Here is an 18,733-nt window from a genome sequence, read left to right as displayed (position 1 = left end):
CCCCGTAAACGGGGCGAGGGACGCCCCCATCGCCGATTTCGCCAATCGCCAAAGTCGCAAACAATGCGCCGACGGCGCCGCCAGCCCCTCTCGCCCCGTTTACGGGGAGAGATGTCCGGCAGGACAGTGAGGGGCGGCGCCGACGTTGACATTTATGCGTATTGGAAATGACGCACGAGAATTACTTCCGGCCCTTCGACGTGTTCAAAGCGATGGCGGCAAGCACCAGCGCCTTGAAAGCCTCTTCGTTGATCTCCTCGCCCCGCTGGAAATCGATGGCCCGCCGCGTATTGCCCTCGAGGCTGGAGTTGAACAGCGCCGATGGATCGGGCAGCGCTGCTCCCTTGGCGAAAGTCAGCTTGACGACGCTCTTGTAGGTCTCGCCGGTGCAGATCATGCCGTCATGCTCCCACACCGGCACGCCGCGCCATTTCCATGTCTCGACCACAGCGGGATCGGCCTGATGGATGAGCGCGCGCAGCCGGGCCAGCATGTCGCCGCGCCAGTCGCCGAGTTCTCTGATCCTGCCGTCGATCAGTTCGGAGGGAGATTTGCTCTCCTGCGATCCGGTGGTCGTCATGTGGTTTCTCCCTTGGGCTTCGATAAACAGAACATTCACATGCGCTCGCCAGGCAATTGGCTGGCCTGCTTCACCCAGGCGCTGAATTGCGCCTCGTCGAACGGGTCGTCCTCATGGATGTCGAGGTAGCGTGTGTCCTTGCTCCGGGATTCTCCCGGCGGCACTGGATTCAGCGACATGCCGCGAAAGAAAGCCACCTTGATATACCTGGTGAAGCAATGGAAGCTGAGGAACCAGCCCTCGCCTTCAATGCCATAGAACGGCGAATTCCATTTCACCGCCTTGTGCACGCCAGGCACGGCGCGCTCGATGAGCGCGTCGAGCCGCCCGCCCATCTCGCGCTTCCAGCCCGGCATCGCCGCGATATAGGCCTGCACCGACGCGTCGCCATATCCCTTGGCGATCTGCGGATTGCCGCCGGAAAGCAGTTTTGGCTCAGCCTTGGCCATACCCTTCCTTTCCTATCCCGCGTCCTTTCCGACATAGGGCAGCACGAACATATAGAGGCCGCTGAACAGCATAAGGAAGAGCGGCGGCAGTGGCGAATAGACCACCCAGGCGGGCGGCTGCCCAAACGCCATGGTGACGAAATTGGCGACGACGGTCGCCGTGAAGATGATCGACAGCCAGCGATGCCCTTGCCTGATCCATTTGCTCCAGTCCAAGATGACCTCCCTTTGAAATTCGCGTGAAACCGGGCGCGCTACCAGCGCGCCAGCTCCGTGATCTGGATGAGATTGCCGCAACCATCGTCGAGCTTGGCGATGGTCGAGCCGGTCACTTCGGTCGGCGCCATGGCGAACGTGCCGCCATTGGCCGCGATGCGCTGGTGATCGCCCCTGACATCGTCGGTGAAGAACATCACCGCCGGCTGGCCCTGCGCGAACATCGCCTGCTGGTAGGCCTTGGCCGCCGGATTGTCGTTGAGCGCCAGTTGCAGCTCGGTGCCCTCGGGCTCGTCAGGCGAGGCGACCGTCAGCCAGCGGAACGGCCCGTTGCTGAAATCGGCCTTCTTGGTCAGGCCGAGCACACCGGTGTAGAAGGCAAGCGCTTTCTCCTGGTCGTCGACATGGATGCTGGTCAGTTTGATCTTCATCGTCTTTCTCCATAGGTTTTGCTGGCGGCCAGGCCGCCCGGTGAAATCAGCTGTGGTTTTTATCGACGGATCTCAGTCCGTCCGGTCGAGAAGCTGTTCCAGCTTCTCGAGGAATTGCGGCCAGCCGGTTCTGGCGCCGCCATAGGCGCGCCGCTGGTCGGGCCGGAAGCCGGATTGCTCCATGCGCAGATGCGTTCCGGTTGGCGTCGGGGTGAGCGTGAAGGTCACCACGCTCCTGAGATCGAAAGCCGGATCCGGGTGCGCGAGGTTCCAAGTGTAGGACAGCGTCTTGTTCGGCTCGACGGCCAGCACCTCGCAATCGAGCACGCCGCCCCAATCGGCGCTGATGTTGAAGCGGTGGCCGATATCGGGCTTGAAATCGTTCTTCATCAGCCACTCCTCGATCAGGTGCGGTTGCGTCAGCGCGCGCCAGAGCTTTTCCGGCGGATGGGAAATTTGCCGCTCGACGACGACAGTGCGGCTCTGGCTGGCACTATCGTTCACTGGTCCATCCTTTTGAGCAAATCCTCGAGATCGTCGAACCGGCTTTCCCAAAACCCTGCCATCTCGCGTGTCCAGTCCATCAGCGGCGCCAGCGCGCCGAGCTGCGCGCTGTAGTGCGTCTGCCGCCCCTCATGGCGGTCGCGCACCAGCCCGGCCTGCTTGAGCAGGCCGAGATGCTTCGACACCGCCGGTTGCGAGACGCCGGACTGGCTGGTAAGCGCCCCCACCGTCTGCTCGCCCTGGCGGCACAGCCGTTCGAAGATCGCCCGTCTGGTCGGGTCGGCGAGCGTTCTGAAGAGCAGGTCTTGGGTATCAGGCATGGCAAATCGATAACCCGTTGGCTATTGGTTGACGTATAACCACACAGATATATGTTCGTCAAGCGCAAGATTGGAATGGGCGAAGCACGAGTGAAGGCCGCGAAGACCCTGGGATCCATCCCGTGACCTTGGACGTAGAGTGCAGCGGAGCAGAATTCTGCACCGTCGCGGCGTTCAGACGTCCCGGCAGGGATCCTCGGGTCTGCGCCGCGTCGCTTCGCTCCTTGCTCCGCCCGTGGATGACGAAGTCATGGGTGACGCCACCCATCACCAACGCAGGCGATCCGTCAACGCGGGCAACCGGTGCCACGCAAAGCCACTACGTTGCAGCATGAGCGCGGCCGATCTCCCGCGCCACCAGGTCCTGCAGCTGCCACAGATTGCGGTCGCGTATGCCGCAGGCGTCGAGGTGCCGGATCGTTTCGAACAGATATTGCGCGCCGGAGCCCCAATGGCCGACGGCCCTCGCCAGTGTCGCGGCGACCACCTGCTTGTCGAGCTTGCCGGAATAGCGCGGGCTCGCGGGATTGACGACGAAACCGAGCGCCTGACTTGCGCCGCTGTCGGTGCTGACCTGCAGCCAGCGCGGCACGTTGACGGCGGGCAGGATGGTCATCTCGCGGCGCAGCAGCGCTTCGAGATTTTCCGCGACGGGCTCGGCGATCTCGAACATCATGCCCTGGCACTGGCCGCCACGATCGAGCGCCATCATCAGGCCGGGCTGTTCGAGCGTGCCGCGAAAGCGCTGCACCGTGAAGCAGAAAGAACGATGCCAGCCCCGCGCCACGGCCCGCTCACCGCCCCTCACCTCGCCGGCCGGCTTCCACAGCAGCGAGCCATAGGCGAACAGTTTCAGCGGCCCCGCCGACGCCGAGGCTAGGATCTCGTCGCGGAACCGTGCGTAGTCGGCGTCGGTCATATGCACCATGCCCGGCGTCGGCCCGGCATCCTCGACCGCGCGCAGGGTGCGCGCGACCAGTTCCTCGGTCAGCGCCATCGCTGGTTTGCGTGGTGCGGTGGAGATCGGCTTCTTCATGTTCGTCATGTTGCCGAGGGCTCGAAGATTCTCAAGGGGCGCTGGACGCCAGGGCAATCACTTCAGGTGCCGAGTGCTTTCCCGCAAGCGTTTGCTCCGCCCCTCACGTGCCTGCCGGCATCCTCTCCCCGTATAGTGACGGGCCGAGGGACGATGTCATCGGCGCTTTCGCCAATATCCAGTGCCGATAGAAAGGCGCCGGCGTTGCAGCCAGCCCCTCTCGCCCCGTTCTACGGGGAGAGACGTCCGGCAGGACAGTGAGGGGCAGCGCCGACGCTGGCAATCGGCGAGTTACAACAGCGAAATCGCCAATCTAGCCGACTCAGACTCTGAGGTGTCTAGCCCAAGCCCTTGAAAAGACCTCCCTGCCCGCCGTCCCGGCGCCGCACTCGGTTCGCTGCGCCGCCACGAATCGAATGCGGCTCTGACCTCCTAGTGCGGAGGACGCCAGACCGTGTCGTCGCAGCCGTCGATATAAGGGTGGACCGACCAGCGCGAGCCGGGCTTGGCCTGCTGCTCCTTGGTGAGCGGATCTTGCGATTGCGCATAGCCGTCCTGGTAGCCGCGAATGATCCCGTCGATATCGGGAGGCCAGTCGCCATCCCACGGCCCTCCCAGAATCTGTGCCTGCTGGACAGGATGCAGTTCGTTGTGGGCTTCATTGAAGCTGTCGTGGATATGGCCGGCATCATAGACCCAGCGGCCGGTCACACCCAGGATCGTCGCTCCGGTTCCATCGCCCTTGTTCGTTTCGATGCTGGGCAGGCCGGCGTCGCTTGGGCTGGCGGTGTCCGAACTGCTGAAGGCGGCGCCGAAGAGCGCGGCGAGAAAGGCCAGGAACGCCAGGATATAGGCAACGACCACGCCGACGCCCGACATGCATATCGCCAACGCCGTCAAGGCCGCGATCAGCGCCAGGATGTTGACGGTCTGCAGATCATGGATCGAAGCCCCCTCGAATTCCACATGCAGCGCTTCGGACTTCAAGCTGGTCGCCTTGTCTTCCGCCTGATTGCCGGTGAACAGCAGGCCGTGCGAGGAGGTGGTGGTGGTTTCCGCCATGAGGTAGCCGAACGGGACACTGGCGTCGGCATCCGCCTGGCTCACGCCCACCGGGTTGTTCGGCAGCAAGAGATTGAGGCTGTAGTCGGAGTCCAGGCTTCCAGGCCATGTCTTCTCCGACGGCGGCTCGATGCTGATGACCATGCCGACGATGCTTACCGGCTCCTGGTTGCCGAGACAGACCAGCCGATTGTTGAGCCACCAGTCGCAATAGGCGAGAATCCACACGATCCCTGTAACCACCAGCGCGATCGGCAGGCACCACGGCTCGCCCATGGCCACGATAACCACGGCCATCACCGCCGCGAATATACCGCTGGTGATCGCTGCGCTGATATACTGGTTGACCGAGATGACTTTGTCCGCGGTCGTGCATTTGGTCCAGGATTTGTCGTCGGTGGCCATCACGCCTCCACGCTGCTGAGGACGGTCAGGGTGACGCCGCCGCTGGCGTGGCCACCTTCGTCGAACGCATTCAGGTTGAGAGCTTGCCGGCCGGTCCAGCCGGCCGGCGGCGTGGCGATCGCCGTGATCGTCACCTGTTCGCCCGGTGTCAGCGGCGGCTGGTCGGGCGAGATCTCGACCGTCCAGCCGGGCGGCAGCGGATGCGCGGCCGCCAAATGCGCGGCCAGCCGCCGCTTCTGCTCGGCCTTGGCGGCCTCCTCGGTCGGTCGCCGCTCATCGCGGCAAGGGCTGAGCGGCGGAATGGTGTAGGCGTCGACGCTGAACCGATACCGATGCGGCCGGCGGGTCGCGTTGCGCAGTTCGAACCGGAATGTCGCCGGCGACTGCGCCAGCCCGACATCGGTGTTCTTCTGTCCGAGATTGTTGGCGAAGTTGGCGTCGTCGGCCGGGTCGAGCAAAGCCTGCAGGCAATAGTGGCCCGCTTCCTGAGGCGTATGCCAGTCGAAGGAGACGAACCCAGGCTGGCTGGCCGATCCGATCACCCCGACCGAGACCGGCCTGGTGTCGATCGGATGCGATACGGTTCCCATGCCGAACGACAGATAGGACAGGTGAACCGGCATCTTGACGACGACGGCATCCATCGAGGCGTTCCAGACGCGCACGCGCACCTCGTAGCCGGTATCCGCCTGCAACTTGCCGGCGGGCACCGGCACGCCACCCTTGAGCACTTCGATGTCGGGATTGTCCCAGGTGACCGCGAGACCAAGGCCGATCAGATAGTACTGGTCGTAGATCAGCGGGTCGGGCCGGCAGAATGCCGGGTGGTCGATCGGCACGCAATGCGCCCTGGACCCCTTCTGGTCGACCCGGCGGTCGCCGTGCAACCGCCAGCGGCGGCAGAAACGCCGAGCCATCTCGATCAGCGCCGGGATCCAGGCGGAGAACAGTGCTCGCAGGACTGCCACTAATCCGCGCATCGACTCCCTCTCTGAAGTTAACGCAGGCAAGGGTCTGATTAACAACGGGATTCGCGCGGCAACAGCGCCTGGGCTGATCGACAACCGGTGCCGCCTGGAACTCTGTCTGGCTACTTCCGCGCGAAAAAGCCGCGCGCGAACTGCATGATGCGCTTGTGGAAAACGAGCGCCAATATTGCGACAACGGCAAGCAGATAGAGAGCCTCGGTCGATCCGTCGCCGCTGTCAGGTGAGATACCTAACCACCTTTCGATGAAATCCATGTACAGATTCCCTCCGCGCAAAGAATTGCGATCGAAAATCATCTAGCTCTTTCGCATAGCCAAGTGTCAAGAAGCGATTATGCGTTACATTGGATAAATCGGACAGTGATCCGTTCGAGGCTACGCGCTCCGATTTTATGTATAAGCTGATATTTTTCCTAAGGTTTATCTAAAAATTATACTTTCATGACGCGAATGTCAGCTGCCAAACACCTGATTGAATTGAGAAAAGCTGCGGCGTCCGCTTACGGCTGAAGGACTTGGCCTGACCTGTATTGTTGTGCCGGCTCGGCCATCCGTCCGAGTCGCCAATCAAGACACCAGCGGCATCGGCACCTTCAGCCCGTCGATCAGCGTGTCGCGGAAAAGCGCGATCGGCCGGCTGAGCCGTCCTGCCGGCGGACGGTGCAGCAGCCAGGCGCGCACTTGCGGCTTGAAGTCGGGGCAGTCGATGACCTCCACTTTGTCGCGCCAGCGGCTGTCGGCGAAGGCGCCCGGCGTGACGATGCCGATGCCGTGGCCGCGCGCCACCAGCGACATTCTGAGATCGACGCTGAGCGCTTCCACCCCGACCTGGAACGGCAGCCGCGCGGCCTCGAAACTCTGGCGGATGAAGGCGCGAAAGCCGCAGCCATTTTCGTTCATCACCCAGGAAAAGCGCGACAGTTCGGCAAGGTCCGCCGGCTTCGGCACACCAAGGCTGGGCGACGCGACGAGCAGCACCGACTGCGCGCCGAGATCGTCGCTGACCAGTTCGTCCGGTGGCGCCAGGCCTTCGGCAAGGCACACCGCCACCGCGTCGAGTTCACTGCGTGCCACCTGCTCCACCAGCCTCGGCGACCAGCCCGAACTGATGCGCAGCGTCAGGTGCGGAAAGGCGGCGCGCAGGCTGTCGAGCGGCAGCGCCAACGCCGCGTCGGAAAGATAGGGCATGACGCCCAGCCGGAACTCGCCCTTGACCTCGCCTTGCGGCGACACGCCCGCCTTGAGATCCTCCAGCGAGCGCAGCACGCGCCTGCCATGCTCATAGGCCTCGCGCCCGCTGGCGGTTGGCTTCAGCGGCTTTGACTGGCGGTCGAGCAAAGCTGTCGCCAGCCCATCCTCGAGGTTCTGGATGCGGCGGGTGACGCCCGGCTGGGTCAGGTTGAGCCTAGCCGAGGCGCCAACGATCGAGCCGGTTTCCACCACGGCGATGAAGGCTTCGAGGTCATGGATATTCATGCGTATCTCGCATAATCATTATCGAATTGATTGAATTGTAGCATGATAATGCTTCGGCATAAAGTCCCCACACAATATGCGACATCGTGAGGACTCCATGCCCGATATCCATGACGGTCAATTGCGCGAGCGGCTGCCGGCCGCGACCATCACCGGCCCGCAGACGCTGTTGTTTGCCGCCTCTACCGGCATCATCGTCACCAATCTGTTCGCGCCGCAGACGCTGGTCGGCCTGATCGGCCCATCGCTCGGCGGCGGTGCGGCGAGCGTCGGCCTCGTCGCCATGGTCACGCTGCTCGGCTATGCCGCCGGCCTGTTCTTCCTGGTGCCGATGGCCGACCTTGCCGAAAACCGTGCCCTGATCCTGCGCATGCTCGTGATGGCCGCCCTTGCGGCCGGCGTCGCCGCCTTGGCGCCCACCATCGCCTCGCTGCTGATCGTCCTGTTCGTGCTGGGTGCTGCCTGTTCGGCGATCCAGATCCTGGTGCCCATCGCCGCCTCGATGGCGCCGCCCGGCGAGGCCGGACGGGTCATCGGCGATGTCATGAGCGGACTGATGATCGGCATCCTGCTGGCGCGGCCACTGGCTAGCCTCATCGCCGATGCCTGGGGCTGGCGCGCTTTCTATGGCCTCAGCGCCACCGCGCTCGTGCTGCTCGGCTGCGTGCTCGGCTTCACCTTGCCCGATCGGCGCCCCGAAACGAAATCGTCCTATGGCGCGCTGCTCGCCTCATTGTTCGGCCTGCTGCGCGACGAGCCGGTGCTGTGCCGCCGGGCGTTGACGGCGGCGCTGGTGATGGCGGCGTTCAGCCTGTTCTGGACGGCGGTGGCCCTGCGCCTCGCCGAGCCGCCTTTCAGCCTCGGCCAGCGCGGCATTGCGCTGTTCGCGCTCGTCGGCGCGGGCGGTGCCGTGGTCACGCCGCTGTTCGGCCGCGCCGGCGACCAGGGCTGGACAAGATCCGCCACCATCGCCTGCCATCTCGTGCTGATCGGCGCGATGGCGCTGGCCGCCTGGGCCGGCTCTTTCCGGTCCGGCGTGTCGTGGCAACCGCTGGTGCTGATGGGCGCAAGCGCGGTGCTGCTCGACATCGGCGTCACCGGCGACCAGACTCTTGGCCGCCGCGCCGTCAATCTCTTGCGGCCCGAGGCACGCGGCCGCCTCAACGGCCTGTTCGTCGGCATCTTCTTCATCGGCGGCGCCATCGGTTCATTGCTGGCCGGTGTTGCCTGGACCTGGGGCGGGTGGACTTGTGTCTGTGGCATCGGCGGCGCCTTTGGGCTCGTCGCACTTCTGGTCGACTGGATCGGCGGACCGGAATGACGGCCCGGTCGGCTAGGGCAGTTCCAGGAAAAGCGTGAGACGCCGGGCAGACCGACCACGGCATCGTTCACATAGCATGGAGCTCGCCCGACGCCTTGAGCTTGATCTCGCCGGTCAACCGCGTGTTCGCGCACTGGCCGGGGATCACCGGCTCGACGGCATTGAGGACATATTCGTCATTGCCGAACCGGCCGACGCGCGACTGGTGAACGAACCGGCGGTCTTTTTCACACAGGCGCGGCATGGCAGCGGAACGACTACGCCTTCAAGGCGTTTCATCCGGCTGGGAGGAAGTCATGAACGATGCGCCGGCAACGCCCATCGGCAGGACGCTTTCGCCAAGCGAACTGGTTACCGTGATGTCGCACTTCCATCGCGCCGAGATTGCCCGCATGGCCGGCTGGCGCGACCGTCTCGACCGGACCAGCAACTGGGCGATCACGGTCGTCGCGGCCATGCTGTCGGTGTCCCTGTCGACGGCCAGCGCCCATCACGGCGTGCTGCTCTTCGCCATGCTGCTGGTGCTGCTGTTGCTTTGGATCGAGGCGCGCCGCTATCGCTTCTTCGATGTCTACCGTGCGCGCGTGCGCCAGTTCGAGCGCCATTATTTCGCACAGATCTTTTCGCCGCAGCCAGACTTCGCCTCCGACTGGCTGCTGGTCGTCGGCGAGAGCCTGCGCACGCCACGGTTCTTGGTCTCGCAGCGCGTTGCATTGGCACGCCGCCTGCGCCGCAACTACATATATCTCATGCTGATCCTGCTGCTTGCCTGGATCCTGAAATTGTCGACACCGAGCCTGATCGATCAGCACGTGCCGGTCGGCTTTGTCGGCACCTTGCGAGAAGCGATCGGCGCCGCTGCCCTGGGGCCTGTCCCCGGCGGGGTCATCGTCACGCTGGTGACGCTGCTCTATGCCGGCCTGCTGGCGACCGCCTTCCTGTTGTCCGGCGACGACGGCGAACTCTCCTTCGGCGACGTCCATGTCTAATCTCTGGCCATGTCTAGGCTCTGGAATATCTGGGCTTTGGCATGTCTGAGCTCTGGCATCAGCATCCAGCAACCGCTGGCTGCAACGCAAACGCGGGCCGCGCGTTGTGATGGTCAGCCCGCGTGATGGGCAGCATGCGGCGACGCCTTGAGGGAACCCATGAACCGGCAACCGGCAACCAAGCCACGAAAATTTGTGGCTGCCATTCTGCTGACAGCCCTTGCTTTGGTTCCGGCAAGCCATGTCCTGGCCGCACAGCCGGCCGGCCATGCGTCGGGCATGGGCGGGTCGGCGGAAGGTCTTTTCATCGCCGAGATCGTGCTTCTGCTTCTGGTCGGGCGCGGCCTTGGCGAACTCTTCCAGCGCTATGGCCAGCCGGCGATCATGGGCCAGTTGATCGGCGGCATCCTGCTTGGGCCATCGCTGTTCGGCTGGATATGGCCTGGCGCCCAGCATCTGATCTTCTCGACCGACCCGGCGCAGAAAGGCATGATCGACGCCGTCTCGCAGCTCGGCATCCTGCTGCTCCTGCTTTTGACCGGCATGGAGACGGATTTGCGCCTGGTGCGCCGTGTCGGCGCCGCCTGCTTCTCGATCTCGATCACCGGTGTTGTCGTGCCGTTCGTCCTCGGCTTCGCGCTGGCGCAGTTCCTGCCCGGCACGCTGCTGCCCGATCCCACGCAGCGCGTCGTCGCCGGGCTGTTCCTCGGCACCGCGCTGTCGATCTCTTCGGTCAAGATCGTCGCCATGGTGGTGCGCGAGATGAACTTCATGCGCCGCAATCTCGGCCAGATCATCATTTCCTCGGCCATCATCGAGGACACGATCGGCTGGCTGATCATCGCCGTCACCTTCGGCATCGCCACCAATGGCAGCCTGCAACTGCTGCCGCTCGTCACGACCGTGGTCGAGGTGGCGCTCTTCATGGCGTTCTCCTTCACCATCGGCCGCCGCCTGGTGTTCACGCTGATCCGCTGGAGCAACGATTCCTTCCGCAGCGAATACGCCGTCATCACGGTCATTCTGATCATCATGGGCGTGATGGCGCTGATCACCAATCTGATCGGCGTCCACACCGTGCTCGGCGCCTTCGTCGCCGGCATACTGGTCGGGGAATCGCCGATCCTGTCGGATCATATCGAGGGCCAGTTGCGCGGCGTCATCACCGCGCTGTTCATGCCAGTCTTCTTCGGCATGGCCGGCCTGTCGGCCGACCTCACCGTGCTTGCCGATCCGACGCTCGCCTTGCTCACTCTGGCGCTGGTCGCCATCGCCAGCATCGGCAAGTTCGGCGGCGCGTTCATTGGCGGCCGGATGGCCGGCATGTCGCGGAAGGAAGCGATCGCCGTCGGCAGCGCCATGAATGCACGCGGCTCGACCGAAGTCATCGTCGCCTCGATCGGCTTGTCGATGAACATCCTGTCCCACAATCTGTTCACGATGATCGTCACCATGGCCGTCATCACCACGCTTGCCATGCCACCCATGCTGCGCTGGGCGCTTGGCCGGCTGCCGATCGGCAACGCCGAGAAACAGCGCGTCGACCGCGAACTGCTCGACGAGCGCGGCTTCGTCTCCAGGCTGGAACGCCTGCTGCTGCTGGTCGACGACAGCCCGGCCGGCAAGTTCACCGCCTATCTCGCCGGCCTGGTCGGCGGCGGCAGCGGCATGCCGACCACGCTGCTCCACCTCAACGAGGGCAAGCTTGCCGGCCGCGACACGGGTCCGCAGCGGACATCGAAAGAGGTCAAGAAGGGCGCCGCCAAAAGCGCCAGGGTCGTCAGCAAGGCCGAGGACACCCCCGTCGACAAGGTCCATCTGACCACCCGCACCGAACTCGAGGCCACCGCCGAGACGATCGCCGCGGAGGCGCGCAAGGGCTATGGCCTGCTGTTTGTCGGGCTGGAAAAAGCGCTCACCGAAAAGGGCTCGTTCAGCCCGATGCTGAACGACATCACCAGCGGTTTCGATGGTCCGCTGTGCCTGGCGCTGAACGGCGCCAGATCCACCGGCAAGATGCCGGTGCTGCGCGCCGGCACCACGATACTGGTTCCGGTCAACGGCACGGAAATTGCCCGCCGCGCAGCCGATTTCGCGCTAGCGCTGGCGCGGCCGCACCGTGCCCGCGTCAAAGTGCTCTATGTCTCTCAAGCCAGGCAAGGCAGTCAGCCGGGCTCGGTTTCGCACCGTCGCGAGGAAGCCGTGCTCAAGGATGTCGCCGATCTCGCGGACCGCTATGGCGTCACCGTCGACACCGCGATCCGCGCCCGCGCCACACCAGACAAAGCGATCGCCAGGGAAGCGGCCAAAGGGGCAGCAATGGTGGTGATGGGGGTCACCCAACGGCCAGGTGATGAACTGTTCTTCGGCGACACCGCGACGGCAGTGCTCGCGGCGGTCGCCTGCCCGGTCGTGCTTCTGGCCACCGAGCGCGTCAAGCAGACCGACGCCGCCGAGCAGACGGCGGCCGACATCGGCGCCTGACGCCTTCGGTTCGGCTATCGGACCCTAGATGCCGAAAAACTGTCGCCCGATCATGTATCCCAGCGCCGCCACGACGAGCGGAAACAGCGCCGGCGCAGCCTTGCTGAAGAAGGACACTTTTGTGTCTTTGGGCGGCACATAACGTGCGTTGCCGAGATTCTTGGTCATTGCGTACCCCGCGCCAAACCAGTCGTTCCGCGCATGCCCTTATCCCCAAACCGCGAAGCGATCCCGGTCGACATGCATTAGAAGACGCTGATTAACAGCATGGCCGCATTAACGGGTTACAAAGAAATTCGATCGAATAGCCGGCTTTCCCTCATCAATCCGACAACCCTGCCGAAGGAAAAGCGGCAGGCACCGGGAACCGAATGGTGTGTCCGGGGGTTGTGGCGCTTGGGGGAGAAGAGTCTGTTCACGTCTCGCCAAATGCAATCGGTCCTAGCGCGATCCACGCCCTCCGCGATGCCGCGCGCGCCGACACGATCGTGCGCCATTACAGAATCTGACACGTTAGCCAGCACTAATCCAGTTTCGAACAACGCCGATCCATCCGGGACTTCATGCCGCAAACCATCACAGCGACCGTAGGCAACCCGCAGCTCGCCTTCCTCTCGGGTGGAGGCGAGCTCGGCTGCCTGATCGCCGCCTTCAACTGGTCCTCGACCTCGATCGGGCCGATCTCCGGTTGGCCGCAGAGCCTGAAGACGGCGACCTCGCTGATCCTGCGCTCCAGGGTGCCGATCGTCATGCTGTGGGGCGAGGACGGCGTCATGATCTACAATGACGCCTATTCGGAATTTGCCGGCGGTCGCCATCCGCAATTGCTCGGTTCGAAAGTGCGCGAAGGCTGGCCCGAAGTGGCCGACTTCAACGACAACATCATGAAGGTATGCCTTGGCGGCGGCACGCTCGCCTATCGCGAGCAGGTGCTGACGCTGAACCGCACCGGCAAGCCCGAGCAGGTGTGGCTCGATCTCGACTATTCGCCGGTGCTCGACGAAAGCGGCGAACCGGCGGGCGTCATCGCCATCGTCATCGAGACAACGGCCAAGGTCGCCGCCGAGCGCTGGCAGGTAGGCGAGCGCGACAGGCAGCGCCAGATGTTCGAGCAGGCGCCGGGCTTCATGGCGATGCTGTCCGGCCCGCAGCATGTCGTCGAACTGACCAATGCCGCCTACATGCAGCTTGTCGGCCATCGCGACATCATCGGCCTGCCGATCCGCCAGGCTTTGCCGGAGATAGAGGGCCAGGGTTTCTTCGAGCTGCTCGACCGTGTGTTCACCTCCGGCGAGGCATTCGTCGGCTATGCCTTGAAAGCCGAGTTGCAGCGCAAACCGGGTGCGGCGATCGAGGACCGTTTCATCGATCTCGTCTACCAGCCGGTGCGCAATCCGGCGGGCGAGGTGTTCGGCATCTTCGTGCAAGGCGTCGACGTCACCGACCGGCTGCTGGCCGAACAGGCGCTGCGCCAGAGCGAGACACAGTTCCGCACCTTCGCCGAGGCGATGCCCAACCACGTCTGGACGGCGACGCCGGAAGGGATGCTCGACTGGTTCAACCCGCGCGTCTACGATTATTCCGGCGCCAAACCGGGTGACCTTGATGGCCAGGGCTGGGGCGATATCGTGCACCCCGACGACATTGCCGCAGCGGCGGAAAAGTGGCACCAGGCGCTGGCCGCCGGCACGTTTTACGAGACCGAGTTCCGGTTGCGTCGGCAGGACGGCGTCTATCGCTGGTTTATCGCGCGCGCCGTTCCGATCCGCGACACCGACGGCGCCATCGTGCTCTGGATCGGCACCAACACCGATATCGATGACCAGAAACAGGTGGCGCAGGCCCTGCTGCAGAGCGAACGCCGCCTGCAACTGTCGCAAAGTGCCGCCGGCATTGCCGCACTCGAACTCGACATCGCTAGTGGAACCGTGGTCGGCTCCGAGGGATTCTGGGGCCTCTGGGGGCTATCGCCACGCGACAGCGTGCATATCTCCGTGCTGGAAAACATCGTCATTCCCGAAGACAAGGATGTCCGCTCCAATCCACGGACGCGCGAGCAAGGCACCGCCGTGCCCGCCGTCGAATACCGCATCCGCCGCCCCGACACCGGCGAATTGCGCTGGCTGTCGCGTCATATCGATTTCGTCCATGACGAGAACGGCAAGCCGGTCAAGATGTTCGGCGTCATGCAGGACGTCACCGACCGTCGCGAGGCGCAGGCCAGACAGGAACTGCTGACTCACGAGCTCGAACATCGCATCAAGAATATCCTGGCGATGGTCTCGGCCATCGCTTCGCAGACATTGCGCAATACCGATATCGCGACCGCCGGCGCCACCTTCAACGAGCGCCTGCGGGCGCTGGCCAAAGCGCACGACATCCTGAACAAGACGCGCTGGACCAGCGCCTCGATCCGCGAGGTCGTCGACAACACCATCGCCACCTTCCCGCTGGAGCAGATTTCGATTTCCGGCCCGGCGCTGCCGATCAATCCCAAGATGGCATTGACGCTGGCGCTCGCCGTCAACGAGCTGGCCACCAACGCGCTGAAATACGGCGCGCTGTCGACGCCGGAAGGCAAGGTGGCCATCGACTGGTCGCTGCAGGCGTCGGACGAGGCATCAGGCGAAAAGCGGCTGCTTTGGCGCTGGCGCGAAAGCGGCGGCCCGCCGGTGACGCCGCCGACCCGCCGCGGCTTCGGCCGCTTCCTGATCGAGCGCGTGCTTGGCACCGACTTCGGCGGGTCGGTGCGGATCGATTACTATCCTGACGGGGTCGAATGCGTGTTGAACGCACCGGCACCGCAGTTGCCGACAGCACCTTACTGACTACATAGGGCATGCCATGACCGCTCCGTCCCTTGTCACAGTCCTCGTCGTCGAAGACGAAGCATTTCTGCTGTTCGCCATAGCGGATGAATTGCGCGAGCTGGGTTTCGAAGTGCTGGAGGCCAGCAACGCCGACCAGGCGATCCGCCTGCTGGAGAACCGGCCAGACATCACCATCCTGTTCACGGACATCGACATGCCAGGCTCGATGGACGGGCTGCGACTGTCGGCCGCCGTCCGCGACCGCTGGCCTCCGGTGAAGATCATCATCACCTCGGGAAAGCGCCAGCCGGCGGCGGACGCAATGCCGAGTGGCGGTGTCTTCCTGTCCAAGCCCTACGCTCCGGCCGCGGTGGCGGCGACCATTCACGGCTTGCTGGGATAGGCGATTCCATCGACGCTGGCGCTCCTAGCGCCCGGGAACCGTCGTTCTGTCGACTGCGGCTATTCGGAGCCACGAATTTCCAAAGGCGACGCCTGAGCCTGGAACAAGCCGACCGGGTCGGCGGCGAATGCCCACACACACATACCATAGGCCACCACGAAAGAGATCAGCAGGGCGGTCAGGACGGATAAACGGTGCATGGGAAAGTCGGGCCTCTTTGTTGCAGACCCGTGCACAACCTGCTGCAACCCGATGGGTTCGGCATAAAATATTTACCGTGTTGGAATGATTAACGAATGGTTTCAAGGATATCGCTATATCGAGATGGAGAGCGATGTCATGTGGCGCCGCGGGCACTGCGAAAGCGGTGGCGCACCAGGAAAGCTACGCCGGCAGCGTCGGCTCGGTGTTGACCTCCAGCGCCTCTTCCGCCTCATGCTCGTCGGGCAGGACATCGCCGTGCACATCGAGCGGCCGGCCGATCCACACCGGATCGACGAGATGGTCGCGCTTGGGGTTGCTGGTGTTGGGGTGGATGAGGATGCTGAGGCCGCTGTGGTTCAGCATCAGCCACGGCACCAGCGAGCCGAAAATCTCGCTGGCGAAGGAGACCTGGTACATGGCCTGGTCATGCGGGCCGACCTTCCCCTCGTGCCAATTGCCCAGCCGCACGCGAAAACGTTCGCCGATGCGAAGCCGCAGCCATTCGGCACGCTGCCGCTCGGCCTGCCCGTCGAAATAGATATGGGCGTGATAGCTGGCGATCTCGCCAAGCGGCCTGACCTCGTTCATCGCGATGCTCCCTCCCCGATGATCCATTGTTTCGGAGCGACTCTAGCCGAGTTGCGTGCGCTTTGTCTCCAGGCGCGGCACCTTGAGCGGGGGCAGCGCCAGCCTACGTGATTGCCCTCCTCCGGCCGGCCACGCTCCTGCTTCACTCACCGACGCAACTTCCGTCGCCGCAAGCCGCTCGCGACAATGTGTATGGCCGATGTTTCAGTCTTCGCTTATCAACGATGCAGCATGCCATCCATGATTTCCGGGCAGCCCCGCCCGGCGAGGAAAACGTCTTTGTAAATGAGGCAAGGGATGGAGGGGGTTCGAGGGACATTCAGCTGTTGATCCGACAGGCGGCGTGGCTGCTGGTGCTGGACGGCGTTCCAGGCCGGCACGCGCGCCCGAACGGGCGGCGGCTTGTGTCTTCAGATCTGGCAATCAACGCGAGCCACTGAGCGGAGGCCGGTCGAAACGGCAATCCGCGACACCATGGAAACCCTTCCCGGGTTCCGTAGCGGGCCGTTGCTTGTCCCGACCTTCGATTTTGGTGGGGGCTTTGGCATGTCGCATCTTCTGTTCCTGCTCGTCCTTGCCTTCATGGCCTGGCGGTGGCTGAGCAAGGCCAAGCGCCGGACAAAGGACATCAGGCCGGATGCCGGCCGCTCCGCGTTGCCGCGATCCAGCGACGATGATGACGGCGACGATGTCGCCGATGGCGACGGTATCGCCAATGTCGCGAAAGTGGTCTCCGGTTTCCTCGGCGAAAAAGGCTTCCTTGGCGAAACCCTGCTCGGCGAGACCGGGCGCGAACTGCTCGGCCAGGCTGTCAGCCGCGCCTTGCAGGAAACCGGCGTCGCCGGCGAGATCGAGCGCAGGGCGGCCGCGGCGACAAAGCCAGCCCGGCAAGCGGCACAGAAAGCAGCCGCGCCGCCGCGCGACAAGCGGAGGGTAGAATATCTGCTCGATGGCGACGGCGGCTTCCGGCAGCGCACCGACCGCACCGCGCGGCTTCAGCAATCATTCCGCGGCAAGGGCCTCTGCTCGCCGCGCTAGCCAGTCCAGACGTCAACACAGGCATCGGGCACACGGCCCATCGGCAACCAGGAGGGAAAACATGGCAATCACCAGACAGGTCATCACGTCGCTGCAGCGCGACGGCACGGACGCGCTCGGCACCAGGACCGTGGCGATGAAGATCGTCGACGAGAGCATCGTCTCGGGCTCGCTGCTGACGGTGGAGAGCAACCATTTCTGCATCCTGAAGTCGCGTGGCGCGGTGCTCAACGTCTACGAGACCGGCCAATACGCGCTCACGACGCCGGACAAGCCGCTGGTCGGCTCGGTCGTCCAGGGCTTCTTCGGCGGCTCCTCGCCCTGGGTCTACGAGGTCATCTACATCAACCGGTCGAAGCTGCTGGTGCGCAACGAGGGCGTCGCCACCTCGGCCGAGATGGCGGAAATGTCCTATGTCGTCGACTACTACATCCACATCGACAGCAAGGAAGAGGCGCTCGACCTCATCACCCACATGCCTTTCGCCGGTGCCGTGATCGACACCAAGGAGATCGCCGACTATGCCGGGCCGGCGATCGAGCAGGCGATCAACCAGATCATCCAGGTCACCAAGATGGAGAACGTCAACGAGCGCATCAGCGACGTGCGCGAGGCGGTGAAGGCGCACCTCACCGATTTCCTCAAGGTCTACGGCATCATGCTGAACGATCTGAAGGTGCTGATCATGCCGCGTGACGAGCGCATGCGCGAGCTGATCTCGCTGCAGGCGATCGGCCTCACGCCGATCGAGTCGGTGCGCTACTATCTGGCGCTGCGCATGGCCGACAAGGGCCTGGTCTCGGCCCCCAACGCCGCTGCCGGTGTGCCCTTCTTCATTGGCGGCCAGCCGACCGGCTTCTATCCGCTGGGCGACGAGGTGGGCGCCACCAGATGAGCCGTTTCTACGAGGCCGGGCCGCTCGCCAAGGTCGGGATCAACCTGTTCTATGGCTATGGCTACAATTTCTACCGGCAGGAAAACCAGCTCAGGGCCGACGACCAGCGCGTGCGCCAGATGGCGTGCTCGCTGCTCGGCCGGGCGCGGGCCGGCCTCGACGAGGCCGAGGCCCGCTACCGCCGCGACAACATCGCCCCGCCCACCCGCGCCAACCCCTTCCCCGACGCAGGCGTCGTCGCCAACGCCCAGGCGCTCGAGCGCCTGGGCCGCGAGGTCGGCGCGCTGGAAGGCCAGATCCGCCACCAGCCAGTGCCGGAAAACGACCGCATGACCCAGCGCTACCGCTCGGAAGCCGGCACGCTCGCGGCCTTGGCGGAGAAGGACGCGGTGCTGGTCGGCCAGGCGGAGCTGTTGCGCTCGATGCTGGAGGCCGCGGAGGCGGAGGCGATCCTTGCCGGCAGGCGCGAGATCGAGGTGGGGATTGGCGCGATCACGGCGACGCTGCGGGAGCGACAGACGTTCTTGCTGTGAG

The 18,733-nt window shown here is 64.2% G+C and carries 22 protein-coding genes; 8 read left to right on the top strand and 14 right to left on the bottom strand.

All coding sequences use genetic code 11. The annotated features are described in order from the left end of the window. Window positions 1–181 precede the first annotated feature (181 nt). From A3AU_RS0121655 to A3AU_RS0121605, 11 genes are all read right to left on the bottom strand, one after another. On the bottom strand, window positions 182–580 hold the full coding sequence (locus tag A3AU_RS0121655; protein WP_027054728.1) for a DUF1801 domain-containing protein: 399 nt from the start codon (window positions 578–580) through the stop codon (window positions 182–184). A gap of 35 nt (window positions 581–615) precedes the next feature. Then, window positions 616–1,029, bottom strand: a complete 414-nt coding sequence (locus A3AU_RS0121650) for a DUF1801 domain-containing protein (RefSeq protein ID WP_027054727.1) — start codon at window positions 1,027–1,029, stop codon at window positions 616–618. Between the two features lie 12 nt (window positions 1,030–1,041). Further along, window positions 1,042–1,245, bottom strand: a complete 204-nt coding sequence (locus A3AU_RS0121645; protein ID WP_027054726.1) for a hypothetical protein — start codon at window positions 1,243–1,245, stop codon at window positions 1,042–1,044. A 38-nt stretch (window positions 1,246–1,283) separates the two neighbouring features. Beyond that, entirely contained in the window at window positions 1,284–1,676 is a 393-nt protein-coding gene (locus A3AU_RS0121640) for a VOC family protein (RefSeq protein WP_027054725.1), read from the bottom strand. Window positions 1,677–1,748: 72 nt separating this feature from the next. Next, window positions 1,749–2,180, bottom strand: a complete 432-nt coding sequence (locus A3AU_RS0121635) for an SRPBCC family protein (RefSeq protein ID WP_027054724.1) — start codon at window positions 2,178–2,180, stop codon at window positions 1,749–1,751. After that, window positions 2,177–2,500, bottom strand: coding sequence for an ArsR/SmtB family transcription factor (locus tag A3AU_RS0121630; protein ID WP_027054723.1), 324 nt, complete (start codon window positions 2,498–2,500; stop codon window positions 2,177–2,179). Before A3AU_RS0121630 ends, A3AU_RS0121635 begins: the two co-directional genes overlap by 4 nt. A 319-nt stretch (window positions 2,501–2,819) precedes the next feature. Further along, window positions 2,820–3,536: a gamma-glutamylcyclotransferase gene (locus A3AU_RS0121625; protein WP_027054722.1), complete on the bottom strand. Its 717-nt coding sequence runs from the start codon at window positions 3,534–3,536 to the stop codon at window positions 2,820–2,822. A gap of 432 nt (window positions 3,537–3,968) precedes the next feature. Then, window positions 3,969–5,003, bottom strand: coding sequence for a hypothetical protein (locus tag A3AU_RS0121620; RefSeq protein WP_027054721.1), 1,035 nt, complete (start codon window positions 5,001–5,003; stop codon window positions 3,969–3,971). Beyond that, the gene (locus A3AU_RS0121615) at window positions 5,003–5,983 is read right to left on the bottom strand and encodes a hypothetical protein (RefSeq protein ID WP_154674633.1); all 981 of its coding nucleotides are present in this window, start codon (window positions 5,981–5,983) and stop codon (window positions 5,003–5,005) included. The genes A3AU_RS0121620 and A3AU_RS0121615 overlap by 1 nt, the downstream gene beginning before the upstream one ends. A 110-nt stretch (window positions 5,984–6,093) precedes the next feature. Then, window positions 6,094–6,246 carry a hypothetical protein gene (locus A3AU_RS0121610; RefSeq protein WP_154674632.1) on the bottom strand — a complete coding sequence of 51 codons (153 nt, stop codon included), beginning with the start codon at window positions 6,244–6,246 and terminating at the stop codon, window positions 6,094–6,096. Window positions 6,247–6,558: 312 nt separating this feature from the next. Further along, window positions 6,559–7,467 carry a LysR family transcriptional regulator gene (locus tag A3AU_RS0121605; RefSeq protein ID WP_027054718.1) on the bottom strand — a complete coding sequence of 303 codons (909 nt, stop codon included), beginning with the start codon at window positions 7,465–7,467 and terminating at the stop codon, window positions 6,559–6,561. A 97-nt stretch (window positions 7,468–7,564) separates the two neighbouring features. On the opposite strand from A3AU_RS0121605, the gene A3AU_RS0121600 reads away from it, so the two are divergent. After that, a complete protein-coding gene (locus A3AU_RS0121600) occupies window positions 7,565–8,788 on the top strand; it encodes an MFS transporter (RefSeq protein ID WP_027054717.1) in 1,224 nt (407 codons plus the stop codon). Window positions 8,789–8,855: 67 nt separating this feature from the next. On the opposite strand, the gene A3AU_RS1000000139025 is transcribed toward A3AU_RS0121600, so the two are convergent. After that, window positions 8,856–9,032 (bottom strand): hypothetical protein, encoded by a 177-nt coding sequence (locus A3AU_RS1000000139025; RefSeq protein ID WP_154674631.1) that lies wholly within the window; start codon window positions 9,030–9,032, stop codon window positions 8,856–8,858. 52 nt (window positions 9,033–9,084) lie between these two features. On the opposite strand from A3AU_RS1000000139025, the gene A3AU_RS0121590 reads away from it, so the two are divergent. Beyond that, the gene (locus tag A3AU_RS0121590) at window positions 9,085–9,777 is read left to right on the top strand and encodes a DUF2270 domain-containing protein (RefSeq protein ID WP_027054716.1); all 693 of its coding nucleotides are present in this window, start codon (window positions 9,085–9,087) and stop codon (window positions 9,775–9,777) included. Window positions 9,778–10,056: 279 nt separating this feature from the next. Further along, complete coding sequence (locus A3AU_RS0121585; RefSeq protein ID WP_032917875.1) at window positions 10,057–12,261, top strand: cation:proton antiporter domain-containing protein; 2,205 nt, start codon at window positions 10,057–10,059, stop codon at window positions 12,259–12,261. A 24-nt stretch (window positions 12,262–12,285) separates the two neighbouring features. Here the strand turns inward: A3AU_RS0121585 and A3AU_RS1000000139930 are convergent, their stop codons facing one another. After that, on the bottom strand, window positions 12,286–12,429 hold the full coding sequence (locus tag A3AU_RS1000000139930) for a hypothetical protein (protein WP_081709623.1): 144 nt from the start codon (window positions 12,427–12,429) through the stop codon (window positions 12,286–12,288). A gap of 395 nt (window positions 12,430–12,824) precedes the next feature. On the opposite strand from A3AU_RS1000000139930, the gene A3AU_RS1000000137320 reads away from it, so the two are divergent. Beyond that, window positions 12,825–15,089, top strand: coding sequence for a PAS domain S-box protein (locus A3AU_RS1000000137320; RefSeq protein ID WP_051355433.1), 2,265 nt, complete (start codon window positions 12,825–12,827; stop codon window positions 15,087–15,089). Between the two features lie 16 nt (window positions 15,090–15,105). Further along, entirely contained in the window at window positions 15,106–15,474 is a 369-nt protein-coding gene (locus A3AU_RS0121570; protein WP_027054714.1) for a response regulator, read from the top strand. A gap of 384 nt (window positions 15,475–15,858) precedes the next feature. Here the strand turns inward: A3AU_RS0121570 and A3AU_RS0121560 are convergent, their stop codons facing one another. Further along, window positions 15,859–16,266, bottom strand: a complete 408-nt coding sequence (locus tag A3AU_RS0121560; RefSeq protein WP_032917858.1) for a DOPA 4,5-dioxygenase family protein — start codon at window positions 16,264–16,266, stop codon at window positions 15,859–15,861. Window positions 16,267–16,812: 546 nt separating this feature from the next. On the opposite strand from A3AU_RS0121560, the gene A3AU_RS0121550 reads away from it, so the two are divergent. From A3AU_RS0121550 to A3AU_RS0121540, 3 genes are all read left to right on the top strand, one after another. Then, on the top strand, window positions 16,813–17,304 hold the full coding sequence (locus A3AU_RS0121550; protein WP_027054711.1) for a hypothetical protein: 492 nt from the start codon (window positions 16,813–16,815) through the stop codon (window positions 17,302–17,304). Between the two features lie 61 nt (window positions 17,305–17,365). Beyond that, window positions 17,366–18,199, top strand: a complete 834-nt coding sequence (locus tag A3AU_RS0121545; RefSeq protein ID WP_027054710.1) for an SPFH domain-containing protein — start codon at window positions 17,366–17,368, stop codon at window positions 18,197–18,199. Beyond that, window positions 18,196–18,732 (top strand): hypothetical protein, encoded by a 537-nt coding sequence (locus A3AU_RS0121540; RefSeq protein WP_027054709.1) that lies wholly within the window; start codon window positions 18,196–18,198, stop codon window positions 18,730–18,732. Before A3AU_RS0121545 ends, A3AU_RS0121540 begins: the two co-directional genes overlap by 4 nt. The last annotated feature ends 1 nt before the right edge of the window (window position 18,733 follow it).

The organism is Mesorhizobium erdmanii USDA 3471 (genome assembly GCF_000472705.1).
In the GTDB taxonomy this organism is placed as follows: domain Bacteria; phylum Pseudomonadota; class Alphaproteobacteria; order Rhizobiales; family Rhizobiaceae; genus Mesorhizobium; species Mesorhizobium erdmanii.
The sequence above is the reverse complement of the archived record's forward strand: the minus strand, read 5'-3'. Positions and strand labels throughout refer to the sequence as shown.